Here is a 20,306-nt window from a genome sequence, read left to right as displayed (position 1 = left end):
AATCGATGCTGGGATCCGTGGCAAGCGTCGTTGCAGGCTTGCGTCTGGCCTTAAACCTCGCTGGGTTGGCGCGTCTTTAAAGGCCGTTCGTAAGAGACGTCTTCACGATTTCGTGCACTGACGCCATTGCCCATCAGGATTTCGCGCCACGCAGTGGGCACTTCCGCAGGGGTCAGTTCGTTGATCGCTTCGGAGATGCAGACGCGGGCGGCAATCGCCCATACGCCGTCACGCTTTTCGAAGCGGTCGATATAGCGCCCCACCGCTAGCGTGTCTGGCTTGACGCGATTTTCTCCAAAGAAAAGCCAGTACGTCTCCCCGTGCGCCTCGTCGCCCTGCAATTCGACGCTGTGATTGAACACCATATGGTGGTGCGACAACTGATGCTCGGTATGGTACGCAAAGGCCCAGTCGACGAATTCCTCTGCATCTCCGACGAATGCGCCGTGGTCGTCGATCGCGTCCGGATGGTACGCCGACAGCGTCAACTTCCGGTCCATGCGATCGACCCCGCGGCAATAGCGGTGCACGCATTCGAGTATGTCCTGCTTATCCAACAGTGCTTCGACGCGTGCGCTCAGTTCTTCATTCATGGCTTCTACCGTTAGATAGTCATGGCGACAAAAAAGACGACCGCACCGATCACGGCGCCAATGAAGCAACAATCCTCGCCTGTCGACAAATCGGCTTCCTGCGCTCGCGCACGGCTCGCAATCGCACATCCGATGATGCCCGCCAATGCCGTCGCCCCGAGCACGGCAAACATCATCACGACGTCGAAGAGTGCGGACCGGCCTAGCTCTTCCATGCGCACATCGCGTTGCAGCAGCCAGACCGCGGCGGCCGAAATCGACAGGAGAATGAGTGGGAGCCATACTCTACGCGCTTCCCGAGCGCTCTCGCGAGTCAGCGTTTTCATCGCGCCCGGCCCTCCGTCCGCAGCTTGCCCAGAGCACGAGGCGCCACCGCGCCCAACACGCGCGCCGCCCAATTCGATTGTTTTGCGCGAGCCAATTCGTCCGACGACGGAGCGCCCTTTTCAGCGCGCTGGCGACGATAGTCGTACGTATAGTCCGCAAGAGGACCACGTAAATCGCTGTCGAGAAAGTACATCGCATGTCTCCGATCAGGCTTATGCCTCTCGGGCGCTTGCATGGCGCCTCTTGATGGATATCCTAGGCCATGGAATATGGTTATGCAACAAGTCGTTCAATTAATGGCGTCGGTGTTTTCACTACCCGACAAGGCACAGACCGACGCGCACGCGCGAGCGCCCGCTGCACACATGGACGTGTGTGCGAACGGGTCGGCAATCAACGGGGGAAAGGGAATTGCAGCGCCAAGCCGCGTTCTCGACGCAGCTTGGCGATTCGAACATGGCACGCAGACGAGTAATCAGGAGACCTGGAAGCCGCCGTCGACAGCGAGAAGCTGACCGGTGACATAGTCCGATGCCGGCGACGCGAAAAACAACACTGCCCTAGCGATATCGGAGGCGACGCCGATGCGGCCCAGCGGCATGCGACCAGGTTGGGTGATCGGCCCGTGAGCCTGATGAACCTTCGTCGATGCGGCCGCGCCCTCGGTTGCCACGCCGCCGGGCAGCACTGCGTTCACGCGAATTCCGTCTGCTGCGAATTCGAGCGCTGCCACCTTGGTGAGGTTGTTGACACCCGCCTTCGACGCGCCGTAGTCGCCGTTGTCGAAAATCACCGGCTGCAGCGAAGCCACCGACGAAATATTGATAATGGAACCGCCGTTTTTGGCACCTTGCATTCGCTTGATCGCTTCGCGCATGCAGAGGAAGGTGCCGCGCAGGTTGATGCCGAGCACCTTGTCCCACTTTTCTACCGACGTTTCGACGAATTGCGTCTTCGGATAGATGCCCGCGTTGTTCACGAGAATGTCGAGGCGCCCAAGCTTCGCCTGCACCGTTTCGTACATCGCAAGAATCGACGATTCATCGCCGATGTCCACCTTGATCGCGATAGCCTTGCCAGACGCACTTTCGATTTGCCTGGCCGTCTGCTGCGCCGCTTCCTCATTCAGGTCCGCCGCGACCACCGCCGCGCCGGCCGACGCCAGCAGCAAAGCCGTCTCGCGGCCGATGCCTGAGCCCGCCCCTGTTACCACCGCCACTTTCTGATCGAGATTGAAAAGACTCGCCACATTCGTGCTCATTGCTCCTCCTTTGGCTCGCCGCGCGAGCGGGTTATTTTCTGAACGTCATTCGCAAAGATAAACACACCACTTTGGAGTGTCAAGATGAACGAGAAGCGGATGACGAAAGGAGCAGCATGGACGAAGCTGTCGAGCAGTGCGATTGCGCGTATCACCCCGTCGCCGGCGACGCGATATCGCGCATGATGTCGAGCATCGAACGGTGGTAGGGCTTGTGAGGTCTATCGGCCCACACCAGCGAAACCTCAGTTTCGCCTGCAGCCGGAACATCCTCGATGTCGACGAAGGCGACACCCTCCACGGGCAGGTATCGCGCCGAGTCCAGCATCAGACCGATGCCCAGTTCATGAGACACGAGGTTGAGCATCGTGTATGGATGGCGCGCTTGCTGGGTCACCCGCGGCGACAGCCCCGCCTCGCAGCGCGCTGTCTCGAACGCAGCGAACAGCGGCTGCGACATCTGCTGAGGGAACATGATGAGCGGGTATCGCGCGAGATCCGCGATACGAATTGAAGGCTGCGCCGCCACGGGCCACTTCGCCGGAACCGCGGCCACCACACGCAGACGCTCGATGACCACGCTTTCCAAACCGGAGACGTCCGCCGAGCTGGTGACTACCACGCCCAGGTCGATGCTGCCGTTTTTCACGCTGGCGACGGTCAAAGCACTGCCGCGCTCGATCAACCGGACGTCAACGCCCGGCCATTGCTTGCGAAGCCCCTGAATGGCTAGCGGCATGATTCGCAGCGCACACATCGGCACGAACGCTACGCTCAGGCTCGCCAGTTCGTCGGCGGCTTGCCGCACGCGCCGCTCGGCCAGCTCCGCTTGCGCGATCAGTGGCTTCGCTTCCGCGAGCAACGCGGCTCCGGCGGCTGTGAGCGAAACGCCTCGCGGTGTACGTTCGAGCAGCTTGATACCGAGCTGCTCCTCCAGCCGCATGATCGACTGGCTGAGCGGCGGCTGCGCCATGCCCAGGCGCGCAGCCGCGCGGCCAAAGTGCTGGGTCTCCGCAACCGCAACGAAGTGTCTGAGATGCCGCAATTCCATGACGTGATATGGCTTTGATATCGGGTGTCCCCAGCATATCGCCTTTGTCCCGTTGCGGTGCACTACGGACGAACCCTGGTCATATCGGGTGCGCACTATCTTGACGTCCAGCACCGTTCAACATACATTTTAGAATGTCGTTCCACAATACGAACAATGACCAACGCGGCTCGGGTGAGTCGCATCCGCTATCAATAGCCGCGCCGCCGCGGTTAAACAGGAGACACAAGTGAAGAGCCTCGAAGAAAAACTCGCCTATGGCTTAAAGGTATTCGGCGAAATCATGGGTGAAGACAAGGCAGCCGGCTTACGTTCCGCAAGCGAGTCCACCGGCTTCGGATCCGACATTTCACGCCTTGCCATCAACTACGCGTTCGCGGATGTCTGGGGCGACGACAAACTCGAGCGCAAGCAGCGCAGCCTCGTCACGCTGGGCATTCTCATCGCCAGCCGGCAGACGCTCGAACTGAAGAACCACGTCCGCATTGCCGTGCGCAATGGTCTGAGCGCACGCGAACTCGAAGGGGTGCTGATTCAGGCGCTTCCGTATGCCGGGTTCCCCGCCGTCGCCTCCGCTACCACGGCCGTTCTGGAGACACTGCGGGAACTTGGCATCGACACCACGACCCGCACTTCGGAAGAACGCGGATTGCTGTGAGCCGACATCAGAGCGCCCCCGCGACCAAAGGAGACAATTTATGAGCACACCAAGCGTGGATATCGTGCCGACGATGCGCGAATTCAACGTTTCCAATGGCCTGCTCGGCAATCACGCCGAGTTGCAAGAACGCTGGAACGAAGACGGCTACCTGTTCTTTCGCGACGTTCTCGACCACGAGCCGCTGGAGCGCATGCGCGGTCTGCTTGTTGATCACCTCGACAGCAACGGCTTCGTGGACCGCAACGACCGAGACGTGCGATGGACTGGCAAAGACCGCGAAAATTTCAGCTTTTTTCCCGTGAAGGCGATGAACGAGCAGGGTGCGGCACGCACCGTGATGGAAGACCCCGCAGTTCGTGCATTCTTTCAGCGGCTGTTCGGCGTACCGCTTTATTGGGTACCTTTCACCGAATACCGCACGTCGCCGCCCGCTATCGACAAAAGCCGCACACGGTTCGACTTCATTCATGAAGATGCGATCTACAGCGACCGCCTCGATTTCATCATTTGCTGGATTCCGCTCAGCGATATCGATGCGCAAGTCGGCGGACTGGCCGTAGCGGAAGGATTGCATAGGCTTCCGTGCCTGCACAGGAAGGACGGCGACAAGATCGTTCCCATCGATCTCGCGAGCGTGCCAGAAGACGCATGGCGCCGCACGAACTACCGCTTGGGCGACGTCCTGTTGATGAGCCGACGCACGCCGCACTCTGGTCTCAGCAATCATTCGGACCGTTTTCGTCTGTCACTCGACACGCGCATCCTGCCGCACGGCGGAAGTTTCCCGTTTGAGCCCCGCCTGCCCTATGTGGGCACGCTGACGTCGATCGCATCGGACCAGATCGTTGTGCGCGACGCGCATGGTGAACATGTGTTGCGACTCGACGACACGAGTTATCTGCGCGGCCTCCAGGGCAACCGCCTGCGCGGAGACGAAATTGCCGGGGTTTATCAGCCGGGATCCGAGGTGATCGTTGCACATGAAGGCGCCCTCGTTCAAACGCTGCGCCCGCAGCATTGATCGTGGTGTCAGGGGCAAAGACGAAGCTTCGTCTTTGCCCCTCGCGCCATTCGCCTTGCTCTCTGGCGTGGCAGCTCTGAAGCATCGATCACTGGCATCCTTTGCTCGTTGATTTATGAACATCGTGCTAATATCGGAACGAATGCTTGTGAGCAACCAGGCCGCGAGCCTGCAATGGCTGTCACAGGGTTAGCGGCATCGCGCGCAAGCCGCCCAGGCGTGATACGCCTGGCCAACGTCTAAGGTTCGACCTCGGGACAAGTCATGATCGATTCATCCGCCGCGGTACTCGTCATCGGCGCCACTGGCGCACAAGGAGGCGCCGCGGCTCGCCATCTTCTTGCGGCTGGACGCAAGGTACGCTTCCTGACACGAAATCCAGACTCGCCGGCTGCGCGGGCACTCGTCGACATGGATGCGCAGGCGCTACGGGGAGATCTGGACGACCGCGACTTGCTCGCAAAAGCGATGGAGGGCGTCGGTTCCGTCTTCTCCGTTCTCCTGCCTGATTTTGATCGCAGCGACAGGGAACGCCGCCAGGGTTTTGCGCTCGTCAACGCAGCGCGCAACGCGGAGGTCCCGCAGTTCGTTCACACCTCCGTGGCGCAGGCCGGCAATCATGAGACGTTTCCTGGCTGGAGCGAGCAACGTTGGAACCGAAAATACTGGACGGACAAATGGGACGTGGAAGAGGCCGTTCGCGCCGCGGGTTTCGAATCGTGGACGGTCTTGCAACCGGCATTCATGATGGACAATCTCGCTGAGCCGAAAACGGGCGCGATGTTTCCGCACCTTCGCGAAAGCTTGCTGCTCAGCGCGTTGCTACCCGACGCACGACTCGACTGGATTGCCGCCGACGACGTGGGCGCGCTCGCGGCCAGCGCGCTAAACGATCCGCAACGCTGGCACGGTGAGACTGTGCCGCTGGCGTCGGAAAGACTCACGATGTCTGAAGTTGTGAATCGCCTGAACAACGTTCTGGGCGCACAGATCAACGTTTTGCACGTGTCACCGGATGAAGCCCGAGCAATGGGTCTCGCACCCGGATGGGTGAATGCACAGGAATGGATCAATGCGGTCGGGTACCGCGTCGATATCGATTCGCTTTCCAAACGTGGTGTCCAGCTCACCCCGATGGTGGACTGGATCGATGCGAATCGACAGCACATCGTACTCGCATAGCTGGTCGATGGACCGCGTGTGCGAGCCTCAGGTAACGGAAAATCCGCAATGAACGATCGTGTCCCCTCATGGTTCGACCACGCCATGGCCCAGCCGCGTCGATCTCACTTCACCGAAGGCGGCGGGGTGACTGTCCATTATGTCTCGTGGAACGCCGCAGACACCGGTAAGCCGCCACTTGTCTTCGCACACGGTTTTCTCGGGCACACGCACTGGTGGGACTTCATTGCGCCCTTCTTCACCGATCGCTTTCGCGTCTTTGCTCTGGATTTCCGCGGCATGGGCGACAGCGCCTACAGGCAGGAATACAGCGCCGACGTTTTCGTGCGCGACCTCGTCGCTGTCGTGGATGCAATCGGCTCTGGACCGTGCGTCGCGGTGGGCCACAGTTTCGGCGGATCGCGTCTGCTCCAGGCGTGCGCGACCTTTCCCGATCGTCTCTCGCATGCAGTCGTGCTCGATTCGTATTTCATGCTACGCGGCGAAACCTTGCCTGCAGTGGAACGACGCCCGCCGCCCCGCCCCTATCCGGACTGGCATACTGCACTCAGTCGCTTTCGACTCATCCCGGAACAAGATTGCGAGCCGTGGCTGCTCGAGCATCTCGCGCGGACATCACTTCGTCAAACCGCCGACGGCTGGGTATGGCGCTTCGACCCGAAGTTGCGGAATCTCCAGCCGGTCGAAGGCGAAGAAGACCTGCTGACCCGCATCGCGGTTCCCGTCAGCTACGTGCACGCCGAGTGCAGCAGCGTGGTCAGCGCCGATCGCGCGCGCCGCATCGTAGCTTCGATTCCCGGCGCGAAGGGTCCCATCACGATGCCACGCGCAGGCCATCACATGATGCTTGACCAGCCACTCGCGCTGGTGAGCCTCTTGCGAGCCTTGCTAGCATGAATTCCAATCCGGGCGAATCGAAAACTGCGCCGTGGTCGAGCGGTTTGCCTCTTGCGGCCCTGATTGCGCGCGCCGTCGAAAAGCACGGCGCGACGCCACTCCATTTTCATACCCAGGCCGGCGCCTACACTTGCACCACCGAGTCCCTGCTGCACGACGCGAAAGAGATTGGCAAGGCACTCACAGCCCTCGGTCTGCGTCGAGGCGATGTGATCGCGATACAGCTTCCCACACAGCGCGAGACTGCGCTTCTGTATCTGGCTGCACTGGAGATCGGTGCGGTACTCGTGCCGATCGTACACATCTACGGTCCCGCCGAAGTCGCCTTCATCCTTCGGCAATCCCGCGCCCGCGTTCTGTGCGTGCCCGATTTCTGGTCCCGAACCGACTACCTGGAGCGTGTCGCCGCGCTCGGCGACACGCCCGACCTCGAGCGCGTGATCGTCGTTGGCGGTCGGGCGCCCTCGAACGGCATCACGTTTGGCGCGCTGCAACGACTCGCCGCGACAACGCATGAACAACGCCCTGCTGACCCGCCAACGTCGGAAGACATCTGCCTGCTGCTGTACACGTCAGGAACGACAGCTTCGCCCAAAGGCGTGCAGCACTCTCATCGCACAGTCGGCGCAGAGTGGCAGATTCCGTTCATCGACGGGCCTGGGCCGTACCTCACGCCCTTCCCTGCTGGCCATATTGCAGGCTTCAATTTCCTGTTGCGTCCATTCATTACAGGCACCGAGATGGTGTTCATGGACCGATGGGACGCCTCGCTTGCCGCGCGCCTGGTCGATGAGTATCGCGTGCGCCTCTCGGGCGGCACACCGTTTCATCTCCAGGGGCTCCTCGAAGCCGCCCGCCGCGACGGGCGCAGCCTGGCGTCCCTCGCTTCTTACGGTCTGGGCGGCACGGGTGTCACGCCGGAGCACGTCGCCATGGCCGATCGGGCCGGCTTCGCGGGAACCCGCGCGTACGGGCTGACCGAGCATTCGACAGTGAGTGTCGGCTGGGCCGATTCGCCTTTTGATATCCGGGCCTGCACGGACGGTCGCATTCAACCCGGCTCGCAGGTGCGCGTTGTCGACGAGTTGGACAGCGACCTGCCTGCCGGACGCGACGGCGAGATTCTGATCAAAGGACCGGAGCTGTTTGTCGGCTACACCGACCCGGCGCTCAATGCGGCCGCGTTCACTCACGACGGATGGTTCCGGACCGGCGATATCGGCCGTCTCGACGCAAACGGCTGCCTGACCATCACGGACCGAAAGAAGGACATCGTGATTCGCGGAGGAGAAAATATATCGTCGCTCGAAGTAGAGCGAGTACTTGCCACTCACCCGGCCGTGCGCGATGTCGCCGTCGTGGCGCAGCCAGACGCACGATATGGCGAAAGAGTCTGTGCGGTCGTCGTCTTGCACGAACGCATGTCGCTCGACCTGATCGCAGTCCAGACCCACTTTGCCGGCGCGGGCGTGGCGAAGCAAAAGACGCCCGAGCAACTTTGCATCGTTGCAGAGCTGCCGCGCACGCCTTCGGGAAAGGTGCGAAAAGGCGATCTGCGCAAGCAACTTTCCGCGTAGTAGCAAATCATCTGGTGCTTATCGAGCGGAGCCGTCCCGGTGCGACTTGAAAAACCGATCTCGTTGCATTGACACCTGATCGGACGAAACGAGCCGATCGTAGATCGCACGCGCTGCGGCCATGCCGGCATCGAAATCGGGCGACTCGGCTGCGGCGGCGATGGCATCCAGACACTGGCTTTCTATTGCATCGCTACAGCTGAGGCGTGAGCGCGCTTTAGCGACAATGGAAACCGGATCGCCATCAGGCAATGGCAACCGGCGAATCAATGGCAACGATGTACCGCCTATCTTCTCACGCGCAAGCTCGATCGCAAGGCGCGACATTTCATGCCCATCGCCATCGACGATCCGGTCAAATAACGCGCTGCCCCGGAAGGTTCCCGCGCGCACGATTTGAGCACCAAGAATGAATTCGATCGACTTCGCGAAGCCCAGCACACGCGGCAAGCGCTGCGTGCCGGACAAAGGGATCACGCCGAGCTTGCATTCGGGCAGACCGATCTGCGCGTTGTCCGCGACCACACGGTAGTGGCACACCAACGCGGTTTCCAGACCACCGCCAATGGCAAACCCGTGGATAGCGGCTACAACCGGCTTGTCGCTCGCCTCGATCACCGGATGAGCGTGCAGCGACAATGCTGGCCAAGCTGTGGCAGCGGAAGTGCCGAACTCGCGAATATCACCTCCCGCGGAAAAGCCGCGTCCACTGCCATTGAGTACGATCGCGCGAACCCGCGCGTCGCACCGGGCCGCTTCAAACGCAGCAACGAGTCCGCGACGGATTCCCAGACCTAATCCGTTGACTGGCGGATGGCTCATCGTGACGATAGCGATTTCGTCTTCTACGCGATACTCGACGTCGGCGAAGCGATGCGGCTTGCAATGCGTCATCGGTTATCCGCTGTGGCGTTTGACGATGGCGGGCACTGTGCGCCTAACGGTTGTTAGCAAGCCAACTCGGCATATCCGCCGGCCACGGATCGGCATACACCGCGTGCACACCCATCGCGGTCGTGTAGGCTAGATTCAGTATGTTGCAAAACGCGATGAAAGCCAGCACCCGAAGCGCCGTGCGCACCGCTGGACGGCAACCGACACGATCGACACCTCGCTCGATGGCCGTATATCCGTCTTCGTCGACGTTCAGCAGAAGGAAGGCCGAGGCCACGAAAACAGATGGAAACAGCGTAGGTGCGGATTTGTGCAAAAGCGAAAAGCGCACCGAGCCCTGCCCACGCATACACGCTGGGTCGACTGCTACCGATACAGATTGCTATTCGTGCGCAAAGACACGCGCTTGTCACGATCTCTTCGAAAGGCTTATCTCAGCAAGGGGTCTTCTCTAATTTTTCCATCAGTGTCAGAGCGTTAGGTACCGCCTCACCGCGCGCGGTATTGTCGAAAATACACCAGACCTCGGAGTTGGAGTTTCGAGCGTCCAAAATCCGCGCAGCCACCGCTTCGATGAACGGCTCGTCGTATGCCGAATAATAGATCTCCGGCGAGCCATGCAAACGGATGTACAGCGTACCCGGATCACCCACCGGTTCGACGCCGGCGATCGGCGACGGATGCGCGCGCACGCAAGCGATCCCCGCATTTTTCAGCGTTTGCGCGCCCTCCTCGGTAAACCACGTTGCGTGGCGCGGTTCGCAGACGATATGCGCTGCCGTGAGGCCGCGCAGCAGCGAAAAAAAATCTCGCGCCGGGACCGTATCCAACGCCAGGCGGGGCGGTAACTGAAGCAACAGGCACCCCAGTTTTTCACCCAACGGCGTGACCTCACGCACGAATTCTTTAACGGTGGCATCCGCGTCGCGCAACCTGAGCTCGTGCGAAATCCTCCGTGGAACCTTGACAGAGAACCGGAATGCATCGGGCACGCTTGCAGCCCACCGAGCATACGTCTTCGGCTGGTGCGAACGATAGAACGACGAATTGATTTCAACCGCAGAAAAGATCCGGGCATACCGCTCGAGATGGCTTCCGTGCGCAGGAAACCGCGCCGCTACCTTGGCCGACAGTCCCCATCCTGCACAACCGATTCGTATCGGCGATGCCGTGCAACGGTTCTCGCGAGGCGTCGCATGATTCGGGGGGGTTTTATCCGGCAAGGTCGGAGTCCATATTGGGTTTCTCAGTACGCGGAGTGACCGACAGATTCTCGCACTGACGTGAATTCAAGGTAGCGGGAACAGGAGATGCGTAGCTCTGCAGGATAGCCCGACGAGTGCTGTCCGATTGCGTCGCAAGTATTGATCGGATGCCACCCAACCAGGAGATGTCATGAAACCAATCCTCTACCGCCGGCTTCTCGCGAGCGCGATCACGATCGCTATCGCCGCGATGTGCGTGGGCTGCAAGCCCGCCGATAAGGCGGGTGGAACAGCCAACGCGGATTCGGCGGCGAGCAGTTCGCCGTCCGCCGCAAGTCAGTGACAAACAGATGACCGCATTGCCGTGCGTGGACGTGGCAGTCCTGTCCACGCACGTCCACCCTGCTTCACCGCTTTGCTATTGCGGCAACGCATAGGCAATCACGTAGTCGCCGAGCTTCGTACCGAATGAGCCGTGACCGCCTGCCGCAATCACCACGAACTGACGTCCGTTGACCGAATAGCTCATCGGCGTTGCCTGCCCGCCGGCGGGCAGACGCGCCTGCCAGAGCTGCCTGCCGTTGTTCACGTCGAAGCCGCGAATGTAGTTGTCGGCCGTCGCGCCGATGAACGCCACGCCGCCCGCCGTGACGATCGGGCCGCCGAGCATCGGCATCCCCATCTTGAACGGCAACGGAATCGGTGAGCTGTCCCGCACCGTTCCGATCCGCTTCTTCCATACGATCTGGTTGGTCTTCAGATCGATCGCCGAAATGAAGCCCCAGGCAGGTTGCTTGCAAGGAAGACCCAACGGTGACATGAACGCATTCAGTGTCACGCCGAACGGAACGCCGTATTGCGGCTGAATTCCGGTCTCCGTCCCCGAACCTTTCGCGCCCGGTACCGGCTGAATCGGATTGCCCGGGCCACGCGGAATCAGCCGCGAAACGAACGGCAGCGCAATCGGATTGGCGACCGCAATCTGGCGATCCGTATCGACCGCCATGCCGCCCCACTCGAACATGCCGAGATTGCCGGGAAAGACCAGCGTCCCCTGCACCGACGGAGGTGTGAAGGTGCCTTCATAGCGCAGCTTGTGGAACATGATCCGGCATACCAGCTGGTCGTACATCGTGGCGCCCCACATGTCGGCATCGGTGAGATCCTTCGATGGCCGGAATGTCAGTCCGGAGAACGGCTGGGTAGGCGAAACATGGTCGCCGGGCGCCGCACCCTGCGGCACCGGACGCTCCGGAGCCGGCACCACCGGCACGCCCGTGCGCCGGTCGAGCACGAACAGGTTGCCGGTTTTGGCCGGCGCATACACGACAGGCACGGTATTGCCCTTGACGTCGGTAATGTCCGCGAGCGTGGGCTGCGATGGCAGGTCCATGTCCCACAGGTCGTGGTGGACCGTCTGATAGAACCACGCGAGCTTGCCCGTCGACGCGTGCAGCGCGAGCAGGCCGCTCGCGAAACGCTCCTGCTCCGCCGTCCGGTTGCCGCCCCAGATGTCCGGCGTGGTCACGCCCATCGGCAGATAGACGATGTCCAGCTTGGGATCGTATGCAGCGGGCGCCCACGAGTTCGGGGACGTGAGCGTGTAGTGACCGCCGGCGGGAGGATTCTGATTCGGGTCCTTCGCGCCCGGGTCGAACACCCACAGCAGTTCGCCGGAACGCACATCGAAGCCGCGGATCACGCCCGACGGCTCGCGCGTCGAATAGTTGTCCTCGACCGCGCCCGCGACGACGATCACGTCGTTCGTGATGACCGACGGCGAGGTCGGCTCATACATGCCGGGGGTCGTCACCGGCTGGTTGTGCTGGAGATCGAGATCGCCGCCGTTGGCAAAGGTTTTGCACAGCGCCCCTGTCTCCGCGTCGAGCGCATACAGGTGGCCATCGTTGACGGGCAGATAGATGCGGCGCATGCAGGCCCCGGCGGTCGCGGCAGTCGCGGCGGGCGCCGCGGCCGATGCTGCCTGCTGATCCGGCGCAGCGGCCGATGCGCCCGAGGGCTGATCAGCCGTCGGCGCGGGACCGGCCGCGGAAAGATCGACGTAAGACACACCACGGCAGGTCACGTGCTGGAACGACGGATCGGCCTTCAGCTGCGGATCGAATTTCCATTTCAACTTGCCGGTCCGCGCATCCAACGCCCATAGGATCTGATGCGGCGAGCATAGAAACAAGGTCTCGCCGATCTTGATCGGCGTGACTTCGTCCGTAATCTCGACGGGGTCGTTGGGGCCTTTGCTATCCCCGGTCCGGAAGGTCCACGCGACCTGTAAGTCCTTGACGTTTGCAGGCGTGATTTGAGTCAGCGGGGAATAGCGGGTACCGGCCTGGGTGCGCGCGTAGGCCGGCCAGTCGGCGGCGCTATCACCGGTCTCTGCGGGGGCCGCCGATGCCGCACTGAAGCTCCCGTTGACCGTTTGCGGGTCGTTGAAGTTCGCGTAGATGAGCACGCCCGCCCAGACAGCCAATGCAACGACGAGCGAACCAATGCCGAGCCCGCGTGCGCCCTCCATCCGCCAGCTCACGAGCAGCAGTAGCCACACGCCGAAAATGACCAGCACCCCGGAGCGCGGAGCCAATGCCCAGAAGTCCGTGCCGGACTCCCACAGCGCCCAGACCGCCGTCGCAATCATCACGAGCGCATAGAGAACGAGCGCAGCGGGCTTGCGCTGGTAAAGCAACCACGTCACTACTGCGAGCAGCAGGCCCGTGATCAGGTAGTACCACGACCCGCCTACGGCAATCAGCCATGCTCCGCCGATCACGAGGTAAAGCGAAGTGAGCGCGAGAAACACAAGTGTGATGGCACCGATGACGACTGACCAACCGGGCTGTCTCGACATGATGATCTTCCACCCTAATCAAGAACGACGTGCGCGCGCAGACCGCAAAAGATGGGCCTGGTCTGTCCTGTTGTTCGATGCAGGCGCCTGACTTCTCGCGGGTTATCGCGCGTGCAGCGATGAGATCGAACCTGCCGCGGACATGCAACCGATACCTCGCTATCTGACCTGTTGGCCCAGGTGGTCGAGAGCGTAGCGTCGGCAATGCTCAAGATATGCCGCTTCGTTGGCGACGGTCAATTGAATCATGCTGCGCCACAGCGATGATGACGCATCGAGCGATCTCGGCCCCTTGCCTGTCAGCCCCGCATAAAAGCCCTTGGCGCCCGCTGGGCAGGAGGCGGGAGATCTTTTGAGGGCGCTTTTTTCACCCTTCGAATACGGCGCCGATGATCGCCAGACTGCTGGGCACGAAGAGCGCCGCGCCAATGCCCTGCACCGCGCGGGCGGCGATCAGCGAACCCGCGTTCGGCGCAAGCCCGCAAGCGGCCGACGCCAGCGTGAAGACCCCGATGTCTCGCACGGGCTCGCTTGCGCAGCGACGATGTGCGCGGTCTTCGCTGTCGTGGCGCGCGATCTTCTTCCTCAACGTCCCGCTTGCAGCGGTGACGATTGCGCTCGCGATTTTGTCGGTGCCGAACAGCCACAAGCTCGATGCGCCTCAACAGTCGGACTGGCCCGGCGCGCTGAGCGCGGCAGCGGGGCTCGCCGCTCTCACCGATGGCCTGACCCGGGCGTTGGCGCATGGCTTCGGGCATCCGCTCGTACTGTGCGCGATCGGCGTCGGCGTGTTTGTGCTGGCCGCATTCGTGATGATCGAAGCGAACAGCCGTCACCCCATGATGCCGCTCGACGTGTTCCGCTCGCGCGATTTCACCAGCGCCAACCTCGTGACGTTGCTGCTCCACTTCGGTCTGGGCGGCGTACTGTTCTTCCTGCCGTTCAAGCTGATCCGCGCACATGGCTACACCGCAACCGAAGCGGGCGCGGCGCTGCTGCCAGTGCCGGTCATCATCGGCTCGTTGTCGCGCTTCACCGGCAACCTGACGAGCCGCTTCGGTTCACGGGCGCTGTTGAGCGCTGCCCCGGGCGTCGCCGGAATCGGGTTCGTGATGCTCGCGCTGCCTTTCGTGCGCGGTAGCCAGTGGGCCGGATTCCCCCTGCGCTTGCCGTGCTCGGACTCGGCATGACCATCACGGTCGCGCCACTCACGACGACAGTGATGGAGTCGGTGCCGGCCGACCGCGCAGGCGTCGCATCCGGCATCAACAACGCGGTTGCACGCGTAGCCAGCCTGCTGGCGATCGCGGTGCTCGGCATCGTGTTCGTGTGGTCACACCACGCGGAACTGTCGGCGCGGCTCGACGAACTGCACGTTCCTCAGGGCGCACGCCAGACCGGGCGGTTGCTGGAGCCGGACGCGCAAACCGGGGCGGCAGCCGGCGATGCTCATACGGCGCCGCAGACACCCGTGGCGCAGGCGGAAGCCGACGCCATCACTGACGCGCTGCGCGCCGTCGCGCTGGTGTCCGCCGCGTGCGCATTCGCAGGAGCGGGTCTCGCGGTGGCGACCATCCAGCCCGCAAGTGATGTGCTTGGCGTCGCCGGACGCGCCTGCTTTCGGCATCCATACTTCGATGTCCGCTGAAACGTACCGCCTTCAGGCAGGCAACGACTATGCGCGGCCCGCTGACGGATCGCCGTGTACACGTTTGCTACCAATCGCGCCGCAACCATGTGCAGGGACTGAGCCGTGGACAAGGTGCGGAACCCTTCCTGAAAATCCCGTAAAGCAATGAGGGGGGTGGCCGAGTCCTGACGAATGCTCTGCGCATTCTTTCGGTATCGCCAAATCCGGTCTCTCTGGCGATCACTGCAAGTGAGAGCTCTCCGGTATCGACGAGGCTGCGAGCGGCATCGACCCGCAGGATGAGCAAGATCGACCAGGTTTTGTACGCCAGCAAGACGCGTACGTCGTCGGGCGGCCGCGACGGCGAAAGATAGCCGCCCACGCCCGTGCCGAGCTCCAGCTCGGCGTCGACCGTCAGGTCGGCCGGCAGCGCAACCTTCAACATCGACATCGTCTGAACGCCGTCTCCATGACGAAATGCGGTGCCTGGAGCGCGCGGGGTGTGCGCTACTCGAATGCAACGAGGGCTTGCGGCGAAGGTGGCAGCGGCGTCACCGTTACGTTGGAAAAGCCGGCTTCGCGGCCCATTTGCTCGAGTTCGCGCGCGGTGTACGCGTCGCCTTGCGGCGTGGACGCAAGCATCATAAAGGAAAACGCGGCTGCGAACGGCGGCGACACGCGATCCTCGTCGGGAACAAATTCCACCGCGAGCGCTCGCCCTGCGGGACTGAGGCTCCTGCGGACTTTGGAGAGTAATTCCACGCAGGTTGGCGGATCGAAGTGGTGCAGGAAGTTCGTGACCAGCGCCAGATCGAAATTCGTACCCCAATCGACTTCGAACGCACTGCCGGCGACCGTGCGGTAACGCGAACTGACACCGGCCGCTGCGGCGTTCTCCGTCGCGACCTCGAGAACCGGTTGCCAGTCGGTCGCCACGATTTCCGCGCCGGGGATCGCTTCGGCGATCGCGATTCCGAACAGCCCATGCCCGGCTGCAATGTCCAGCACGCGCTTCGGTGCCTGAGGCCGCGCACTCACGTGTTGCGCGATGCTCTGTGCGGTTTGTGTCACGAACGGTGCCATCGCACGCGCGAACTTCACCCAGACGGGATGCTCGGGCGCGATGTTGCCCAGCCCCACGGCTCCTCCGTTGCGAACGAACGCGGCGGGGTCGTCCAGCCACAGTGCCGTCATTTCAGGAGCCGCCAGGAAATCCACGATGCTCCCCATCCAGGCCGGCGAGGAAGTCGTCAGGAATGCAGTGGTCGACGGCGTCAATCGGTACTGTCCCGTTTCCTTCTGCAGAAACCCGTGCACGGTCAGAAAGTCGCAGAGTATGCGCACACCGCGCTCGGCGGCCTTTACCCGCTCGGCTATACGCTTAACGTCGCCGTGCTCGTCCGCTATCGCGGTGAACAGATCGAGCTCGACGGCGGCTTTCACCGCGGCAGTCTTCTGATAGGCGATCGCGGCATCGACGAAGGCCTGCGGAGAGATGTCGTCCATGGGTCGGTAGCTTATCGTGAGATAGCCTGCAATCAGGTGTTTGAATCGAATCTTTCCTGGCGGGTTTTCAACGCGTTTGTGCAGCATGGGGCTTCTGATAAGCCTAGTCGAATAATGGCTACGTGTCGAACCTCTGGTTGGAGCGGGGGCGAGCGGCCACTCCGCAGGCCTGCTCGCACTCGGCGGAATCCCGAATTGGTGGCGCTGGCGCGCTCCGTTACTCTCGGCCGGAACCCGAATTTCCGGGTTGGGCCGCAAGCGGTCCTCTGCAAACGCATGACGAACGTCTCTTGATGAGACGCGACCCGCCATTCGGCCAAGGGACCTCGAAAAACGATTCCTAAGTCGAGGCAGTTTATTTTTCAAGCGCCGTGTTAGGCGGCTTAGACTTCGATTGCCATGCTGATCTATGACGCCTTCGGGCAATTCGTCCCCTGTGCTGCTCGCCCAATTTCTGGCGCATGCGTTCGATGTAGTCGTTAGCACCGCTGACACCCTCGGCGTTCAGTGCGTTGGTCGACGCCATCAACGATGAAGCCGCCAGCTTCTACAAAAAGTACGGCTTCGTGCCGCTTACCGATGAACCGCTCGCGCTGTTCCTGCCGGTAACGGGCCGCATCGGCGAACCCGCAAGCCGCGACGATGCCGCTCGCCGTGTGTCACCGGGCCGGGCGGTTGAAAGCGCCCGGCCACCCGGCTGATCGCCAATCAACTTCCTTTGTAGATCGAATGATCGGAGGCCCACTGGGTCGGTCGCCCCGAAGCGGCCGAACCCGATTTCACGCCACCGTAGCCACTGGACGCCTGCTGCTGGGCCGCCACGCTCGCCAGCGCTGCCTGGATGTTTGCCGGGTAGTGCGCGTCACTGTGGTTGCGGTCGTAGCCCGCTTTCTGCAGCTGGACGAGTTCCGCGCGCACCTGCTCGCGCGTCAGGGGACCGTTGTTGTGAGCGGACGCAACCGTGGGCAGAGCGAGGACCGACACGAGCGCGAGAACGGGGATGAGTGCTTTAGCCATGATGAAATCTCCAATTTTGAGCGTCAGAAACAGAAAGAAAAGACTGGTTAGCGAAACAACGACCGCCGGGGCGGAAGCCTGTGCTAAGTCGTTGAAGCCAGTTTATCTGCTTACCATTTCATTACAATCACCTTTCACCCAACAGAGCGTTTCCGCGTCTGCAACGTCGCTAGGCTTCTATCCGCACAAAAACGCTTGAACGGAATGGCGGTTAGCAGTTCGGCATCAAGTTTGACGGCTTAATGCCGTATACAAACATCATGTGTGATTTGTTTATCAACCGTGTGTTGGCGCTTGCGCTGCCCGCTTCCTTCGTCTTGCGCCTTGCGCACGCCTCGTCATCGGCTTCCCATTTAATTTATCCATGTTCAAGAATCTAAGTATCCGTGCCCGCCTAGCGCTGGTAATGGCTTTTCTCGCCGTGCTGCTGATCCTCGGCGGCGTCATGGGGATCGTCGGCGTGTCGATGGCCAACAACGATGTGCAAGAGCTTTATTCCAACAACCTGGCCTCTTCGGAGGCGCTCGGTCGGGCGAGCGTTTCATTAGCGAGAGCGCGCATCTGGACGTTCTGCATCGCACTGGATCCGACCGGTTCCGTCGTACCGCAACAAGCGCAGGACGCGCGGGATCTGCTCGCCGCGTCGAAGCAGGCGTGGGACGCGTATCGCGCGCTGCCGTTCTCCGGACCCGAGGAGGCGAGCCGCGCGGCTGACGTGAATTCGAAGCTTGAAAAGCTCCTCGCGGATGGCTTCGAGCCGATGTTCAGCGCGATTGCCGCTCACGATGTGGCGAAGCTCTCCGACCTTACCTTGCACCAACCACCATCCCTGTTCACCGATGTGACCAACGGCATGGACGCACTTGGCCAGACCCAGGTCACGGCTGCCCGCGCGACGTTTGAGGCTGCGCGGGCCCGCTTCCACGCGTTCGTCTGGGTAGCCCTCGCCGGTATGCTGATGGCGCTCGGTGCGGCGGCACTGGCCTGGCGGTCGCTGCAGCGGGCAATCGGCACGCCCCTTGCCCAGGCACTGGGCCATTTCAGGGCGATTGCCGACGGCGACCTGACGACGCAGGTCGAGGTCCGCACGCGCGACGAGATGGGGCAGCTGATGAGCGGCCTGCAGGCGATGCAAGGCAAGCTGGTGCAGACCATCAGTGTCGTGCGGGACGGCTCCCGGTCGATCGACACCGCCGCGCAGGAAATCTCGGCCGGCAACCTGGACCTATCGCAACGGACCGAAGAGCAGGCCGCGTCGCTGGAGGAAACCGCCTCGTCCATGGAGGAACTGACCTCGACTGTGCGCCAGAACGCCGACAACGCGAGGCAGGCGACCACGCTGGCCAGTACGGCTTCGGGCGTCGCGCAACGCGGCGGGGAAGTGATCGGACGCGTGGTCGAGACGATGCACGGAATCTCCGATAGCTCAGCCAGGGTGGCCGAGATCATCAGCGTGATTGAAGGCATCGCGTTCCAGACCAACATCCTCGCGCTCAATGCCGCGGTCGAGGCGGCCCGCGCTGGTGAACAGGGTCGCGGCTTCGCGGTCGTGGCGGGCGAGGTCCGCACGCTCGCCCAGCGCAGCGCCACGGCGGCCAAAGAGATCAAGGACCTGATTGGCGAGTCGGTGACCCGGGTTGACGCCGGCTCGAAGCTGGTCGAGGAAGCCGGCAGCACGATTAGCGAAATTGTCCAGTCGGTGAAGCGCGTGACCGACATCATGAGCGAGATCGCTGCAGCATCGCAAGAGCAGAGCATCGGCATCGGACAGGTCAACACGGCCGTCACCCAGATGGACGAGGTGACCCAGCAGAATGCGGCGCTGGTCGAGCAAGCCTCGGCGGCAGCACAGTCGCTGGCCCAGCAGGCCCAGGGATTGCGTGACGCGGTGGCCGTCTTCAAGGTCGACAACCGGGGCACTTCCCCGTCACGGGTGATTGCCGCGAGGAGCGAACCGCAGCGGCCTGCACCGAAAGCCCGCACGTCCCGTCCCGCCACGTTGACAAGGCTAGAGACGGCGCCCCTGGTTACCCCGGACAGGCCTGCAGTGGTTGCGGCCGGCACCGGTGCTGCAGACTGGCAGTCATTCTGAGCGGAACTGAAAATTGAACCAAACCAACGACGCACTTGAACAGATGGCCAAGCTCGTGACCGCCAACACGAAGGCAATGAGCGCGCTTGGCGCGCGGGCGATGGTGCTGGGCAAGTTTCGTGATGCCGCCTTGCCCCACCTGACGGCGTTACAGCGCGCCGGGATTGCCAGAGCATTCCGGCAGGGCATTGAAGAAACCATGTCACTGATGGACGACGTGCCCCTGCCCGCGGAATATCATTCGGCGATGCTCGAACTCACCAATGTCATCCTCGCCACACTCGGCCCAAGCCGGGCCTCGCCCCTTTGAGCGAGCCGGAACGGCCGCTTTTGAATGGCGGACTCAACCGGTCGATGCAATAGTTTGCTGGAATCGGTCGCGGGCAGCAACTGCGCTGTCGCGCAGTGTTGATCCGGGAAGGATCAACAGCGAAACACGCCCGCGAAAATCAACAGGATGGATCGCTAAAGGCGAGCTCGACTAATGGTGCGAGCATCATGGCAGCCGCGTTTGCGGGAGGCGGCTCGA

General features: G+C 62.1%; 21 protein-coding genes and 1 pseudogene. 10 read left to right on the top strand and 12 right to left on the bottom strand.

The features are described 5' to 3' along the window. Nucleotides 1–50: 50 nt before the first annotated feature. From F6X40_RS32570 to F6X40_RS32550, 5 genes are all read right to left on the bottom strand, one after another. Nucleotides 51–593, bottom strand: coding sequence for a nuclear transport factor 2 family protein (locus F6X40_RS32570; protein WP_184032187.1), 543 nt, complete (start codon nucleotides 591–593; stop codon nucleotides 51–53). 11 nt (nucleotides 594–604) lie between these two features. After that, nucleotides 605–808, bottom strand: a complete 204-nt coding sequence (locus tag F6X40_RS42830) for a hypothetical protein (protein ID WP_262421635.1) — start codon at nucleotides 806–808, stop codon at nucleotides 605–607. A gap of 107 nt (nucleotides 809–915) precedes the next feature. After that, entirely contained in the window at nucleotides 916–1,113 is a 198-nt protein-coding gene (locus F6X40_RS32560; RefSeq protein ID WP_187630650.1) for a hypothetical protein, read from the bottom strand. A 282-nt stretch (nucleotides 1,114–1,395) separates the two neighbouring features. Then, entirely contained in the window at nucleotides 1,396–2,181 is a 786-nt protein-coding gene (locus F6X40_RS32555; protein ID WP_018425546.1) for an SDR family NAD(P)-dependent oxidoreductase, read from the bottom strand. A gap of 151 nt (nucleotides 2,182–2,332) precedes the next feature. Then, nucleotides 2,333–3,232, bottom strand: a complete 900-nt coding sequence (locus tag F6X40_RS32550) for a LysR family transcriptional regulator (RefSeq protein WP_187630674.1) — start codon at nucleotides 3,230–3,232, stop codon at nucleotides 2,333–2,335. 229 nt (nucleotides 3,233–3,461) lie between these two features. Here F6X40_RS32550 and F6X40_RS32545 point away from each other — a divergent pair, with 229 nt between their 5' ends. The 5 genes from F6X40_RS32545 to F6X40_RS32525 all read left to right on the top strand — a co-directional run bounded on the left by F6X40_RS32545 (nucleotide 3,462) and on the right by F6X40_RS32525 (nucleotide 8,570). Beyond that, nucleotides 3,462–3,890, top strand: a complete 429-nt coding sequence (locus F6X40_RS32545; RefSeq protein ID WP_187630649.1) for a carboxymuconolactone decarboxylase family protein — start codon at nucleotides 3,462–3,464, stop codon at nucleotides 3,888–3,890. A gap of 73 nt (nucleotides 3,891–3,963) precedes the next feature. Next, the gene (locus tag F6X40_RS32540; RefSeq protein ID WP_262421634.1) at nucleotides 3,964–4,914 is read left to right on the top strand and encodes a phytanoyl-CoA dioxygenase family protein; all 951 of its coding nucleotides are present in this window, start codon (nucleotides 3,964–3,966) and stop codon (nucleotides 4,912–4,914) included. 264 nt (nucleotides 4,915–5,178) lie between these two features. Then, nucleotides 5,179–6,096: an NmrA family NAD(P)-binding protein gene (locus tag F6X40_RS32535; RefSeq protein WP_187630648.1), complete on the top strand. Its 918-nt coding sequence runs from the start codon at nucleotides 5,179–5,181 to the stop codon at nucleotides 6,094–6,096. A gap of 48 nt (nucleotides 6,097–6,144) precedes the next feature. After that, nucleotides 6,145–6,993, top strand: a complete 849-nt coding sequence (locus F6X40_RS32530) for an alpha/beta fold hydrolase (protein WP_187630647.1) — start codon at nucleotides 6,145–6,147, stop codon at nucleotides 6,991–6,993. After that, a complete protein-coding gene (locus F6X40_RS32525; RefSeq protein ID WP_187630646.1) occupies nucleotides 6,990–8,570 on the top strand; it encodes an AMP-binding protein in 1,581 nt (526 codons plus the stop codon). Before F6X40_RS32530 ends, F6X40_RS32525 begins: the two co-directional genes overlap by 4 nt. A gap of 18 nt (nucleotides 8,571–8,588) precedes the next feature. Here F6X40_RS32525 and F6X40_RS32520 read toward each other — a convergent pair whose 3' ends face one another. From F6X40_RS32520 to F6X40_RS32510, 3 genes are all read right to left on the bottom strand, one after another. After that, on the bottom strand, nucleotides 8,589–9,464 hold the full coding sequence (locus F6X40_RS32520) for an enoyl-CoA hydratase-related protein (protein ID WP_187630645.1): 876 nt from the start codon (nucleotides 9,462–9,464) through the stop codon (nucleotides 8,589–8,591). A 43-nt stretch (nucleotides 9,465–9,507) separates the two neighbouring features. Beyond that, nucleotides 9,508–9,813, bottom strand: a complete 306-nt coding sequence (locus F6X40_RS32515; RefSeq protein WP_262421633.1) for a spirocyclase AveC family protein — start codon at nucleotides 9,811–9,813, stop codon at nucleotides 9,508–9,510. An 85-nt stretch (nucleotides 9,814–9,898) separates the two neighbouring features. Then, a complete protein-coding gene (locus tag F6X40_RS32510) occupies nucleotides 9,899–10,687 on the bottom strand; it encodes a DUF72 domain-containing protein (RefSeq protein ID WP_184064224.1) in 789 nt (262 codons plus the stop codon). A 172-nt stretch (nucleotides 10,688–10,859) separates the two neighbouring features. Between F6X40_RS32510 and F6X40_RS32505 the strand changes: the two genes are divergently transcribed. Further along, nucleotides 10,860–11,012 (top strand): hypothetical protein, encoded by a 153-nt coding sequence (locus F6X40_RS32505; RefSeq protein ID WP_187630644.1) that lies wholly within the window; start codon nucleotides 10,860–10,862, stop codon nucleotides 11,010–11,012. Between the two features lie 75 nt (nucleotides 11,013–11,087). Here F6X40_RS32505 and F6X40_RS32500 read toward each other — a convergent pair whose 3' ends face one another. Further along, complete coding sequence (locus F6X40_RS32500; RefSeq protein WP_187630643.1) at nucleotides 11,088–13,532, bottom strand: glucose/quinate/shikimate family membrane-bound PQQ-dependent dehydrogenase; 2,445 nt, start codon at nucleotides 13,530–13,532, stop codon at nucleotides 11,088–11,090. A gap of 560 nt (nucleotides 13,533–14,092) precedes the next feature. Here F6X40_RS32500 and F6X40_RS32495 point away from each other — a divergent pair. Then, nucleotides 14,093–15,180: pseudogene (locus F6X40_RS32495) on the top strand (MFS transporter); the annotation flags it as partial. Nucleotides 15,181–15,247: 67 nt separating this feature from the next. On the opposite strand, the gene F6X40_RS43670 reads toward F6X40_RS32495, so the two are convergent. After that, nucleotides 15,248–15,613: a hypothetical protein gene (locus F6X40_RS43670; protein WP_187630642.1), complete on the bottom strand. Its 366-nt coding sequence runs from the start codon at nucleotides 15,611–15,613 to the stop codon at nucleotides 15,248–15,250. 56 nt (nucleotides 15,614–15,669) lie between these two features. After that, a complete protein-coding gene (locus F6X40_RS32485) occupies nucleotides 15,670–16,926 on the bottom strand; it encodes a class I SAM-dependent methyltransferase (RefSeq protein WP_262421632.1) in 1,257 nt (418 codons plus the stop codon). Between the two features lie 254 nt (nucleotides 16,927–17,180). Here F6X40_RS32485 and F6X40_RS32480 point away from each other — a divergent pair, with 254 nt between their 5' ends. Beyond that, nucleotides 17,181–17,369: a hypothetical protein gene (locus tag F6X40_RS32480; RefSeq protein WP_184064213.1), complete on the top strand. Its 189-nt coding sequence runs from the start codon at nucleotides 17,181–17,183 to the stop codon at nucleotides 17,367–17,369. 7 nt (nucleotides 17,370–17,376) lie between these two features. On the opposite strand, the gene F6X40_RS32475 is transcribed toward F6X40_RS32480, so the two are convergent. After that, nucleotides 17,377–17,685 carry a DUF4148 domain-containing protein gene (locus F6X40_RS32475; protein ID WP_184032175.1) on the bottom strand — a complete coding sequence of 103 codons (309 nt, stop codon included), beginning with the start codon at nucleotides 17,683–17,685 and terminating at the stop codon, nucleotides 17,377–17,379. A gap of 364 nt (nucleotides 17,686–18,049) precedes the next feature. On the opposite strand from F6X40_RS32475, the gene F6X40_RS32470 reads away from it, so the two are divergent. After that, nucleotides 18,050–19,777, top strand: coding sequence for a methyl-accepting chemotaxis protein (locus F6X40_RS32470; RefSeq protein ID WP_187630641.1), 1,728 nt, complete (start codon nucleotides 18,050–18,052; stop codon nucleotides 19,775–19,777). Nucleotides 19,778–19,790: 13 nt separating this feature from the next. Further along, nucleotides 19,791–20,087: a hypothetical protein gene (locus tag F6X40_RS32465; protein ID WP_184064207.1), complete on the top strand. Its 297-nt coding sequence runs from the start codon at nucleotides 19,791–19,793 to the stop codon at nucleotides 20,085–20,087. Nucleotides 20,088–20,306 lie beyond the last annotated feature (219 nt).

This window comes from Paraburkholderia sp. UCT31 (genome assembly GCF_014397655.1).
Lineage (GTDB): Bacteria > Pseudomonadota > Gammaproteobacteria > Burkholderiales > Burkholderiaceae > Paraburkholderia > Paraburkholderia tuberum.
Note: the sequence above shows the minus strand (reverse complement) of the source record. Positions and strands in the feature narration are given on the sequence as shown.

Bases quoted from the DNA above. Each gene is read 5' to 3' on its own strand.
- F6X40_RS32570 (WP_184032187.1), bottom strand. From the start codon at position 593: ATGAATGAAGAACTGAGCGCACGCGTCGAAGCACTGTTGGATAAGCAG.
- F6X40_RS42830 (WP_262421635.1), bottom strand. From the start codon at position 808: ATGGAAGAGCTAGGCCGGTCCGCACTCTTCGACGTCGTGATGATGTTT.
- F6X40_RS32560 (WP_187630650.1), bottom strand. From the start codon at position 1,113: ATGTACTTTCTCGACAGCGATTTACGTGGTCCTCTTGCGGACTATACG.
- F6X40_RS32555 (WP_018425546.1), bottom strand. From the start codon at position 2,181: ATGAGCACGAATGTGGCGAGTCTTTTCAATCTCGATCAGAAAGTGGCG.
- F6X40_RS32550 (WP_187630674.1), bottom strand. From the start codon at position 3,232: ATGGAATTGCGGCATCTCAGACACTTCGTTGCGGTTGCGGAGACCCAG.
- F6X40_RS32540 (WP_262421634.1), top strand. From the start codon at position 3,964: ATGCGCGAATTCAACGTTTCCAATGGCCTGCTCGGCAATCACGCCGAG.
- F6X40_RS32535 (WP_187630648.1), top strand. From the start codon at position 5,179: ATGATCGATTCATCCGCCGCGGTACTCGTCATCGGCGCCACTGGCGCA.
- F6X40_RS32530 (WP_187630647.1), top strand. From the start codon at position 6,145: ATGAACGATCGTGTCCCCTCATGGTTCGACCACGCCATGGCCCAGCCG.
- F6X40_RS32525 (WP_187630646.1), top strand. From the start codon at position 6,990: ATGAATTCCAATCCGGGCGAATCGAAAACTGCGCCGTGGTCGAGCGGT.
- F6X40_RS32520 (WP_187630645.1), bottom strand. From the start codon at position 9,464: ATGACGCATTGCAAGCCGCATCGCTTCGCCGACGTCGAGTATCGCGTA.
- F6X40_RS32515 (WP_262421633.1), bottom strand. From the start codon at position 9,813: ATGCGTGGGCAGGGCTCGGTGCGCTTTTCGCTTTTGCACAAATCCGCA.
- F6X40_RS32505 (WP_187630644.1), top strand. From the start codon at position 10,860: ATGAAACCAATCCTCTACCGCCGGCTTCTCGCGAGCGCGATCACGATC.
- F6X40_RS32500 (WP_187630643.1), bottom strand. From the start codon at position 13,532: ATGTCGAGACAGCCCGGTTGGTCAGTCGTCATCGGTGCCATCACACTT.
- F6X40_RS43670 (WP_187630642.1), bottom strand. From the start codon at position 15,613: ATGTCGATGTTGAAGGTTGCGCTGCCGGCCGACCTGACGGTCGACGCC.
- F6X40_RS32475 (WP_184032175.1), bottom strand. From the start codon at position 17,685: ATGGCTAAAGCACTCATCCCCGTTCTCGCGCTCGTGTCGGTCCTCGCT.
- F6X40_RS32470 (WP_187630641.1), top strand. From the start codon at position 18,050: ATGTTCAAGAATCTAAGTATCCGTGCCCGCCTAGCGCTGGTAATGGCT.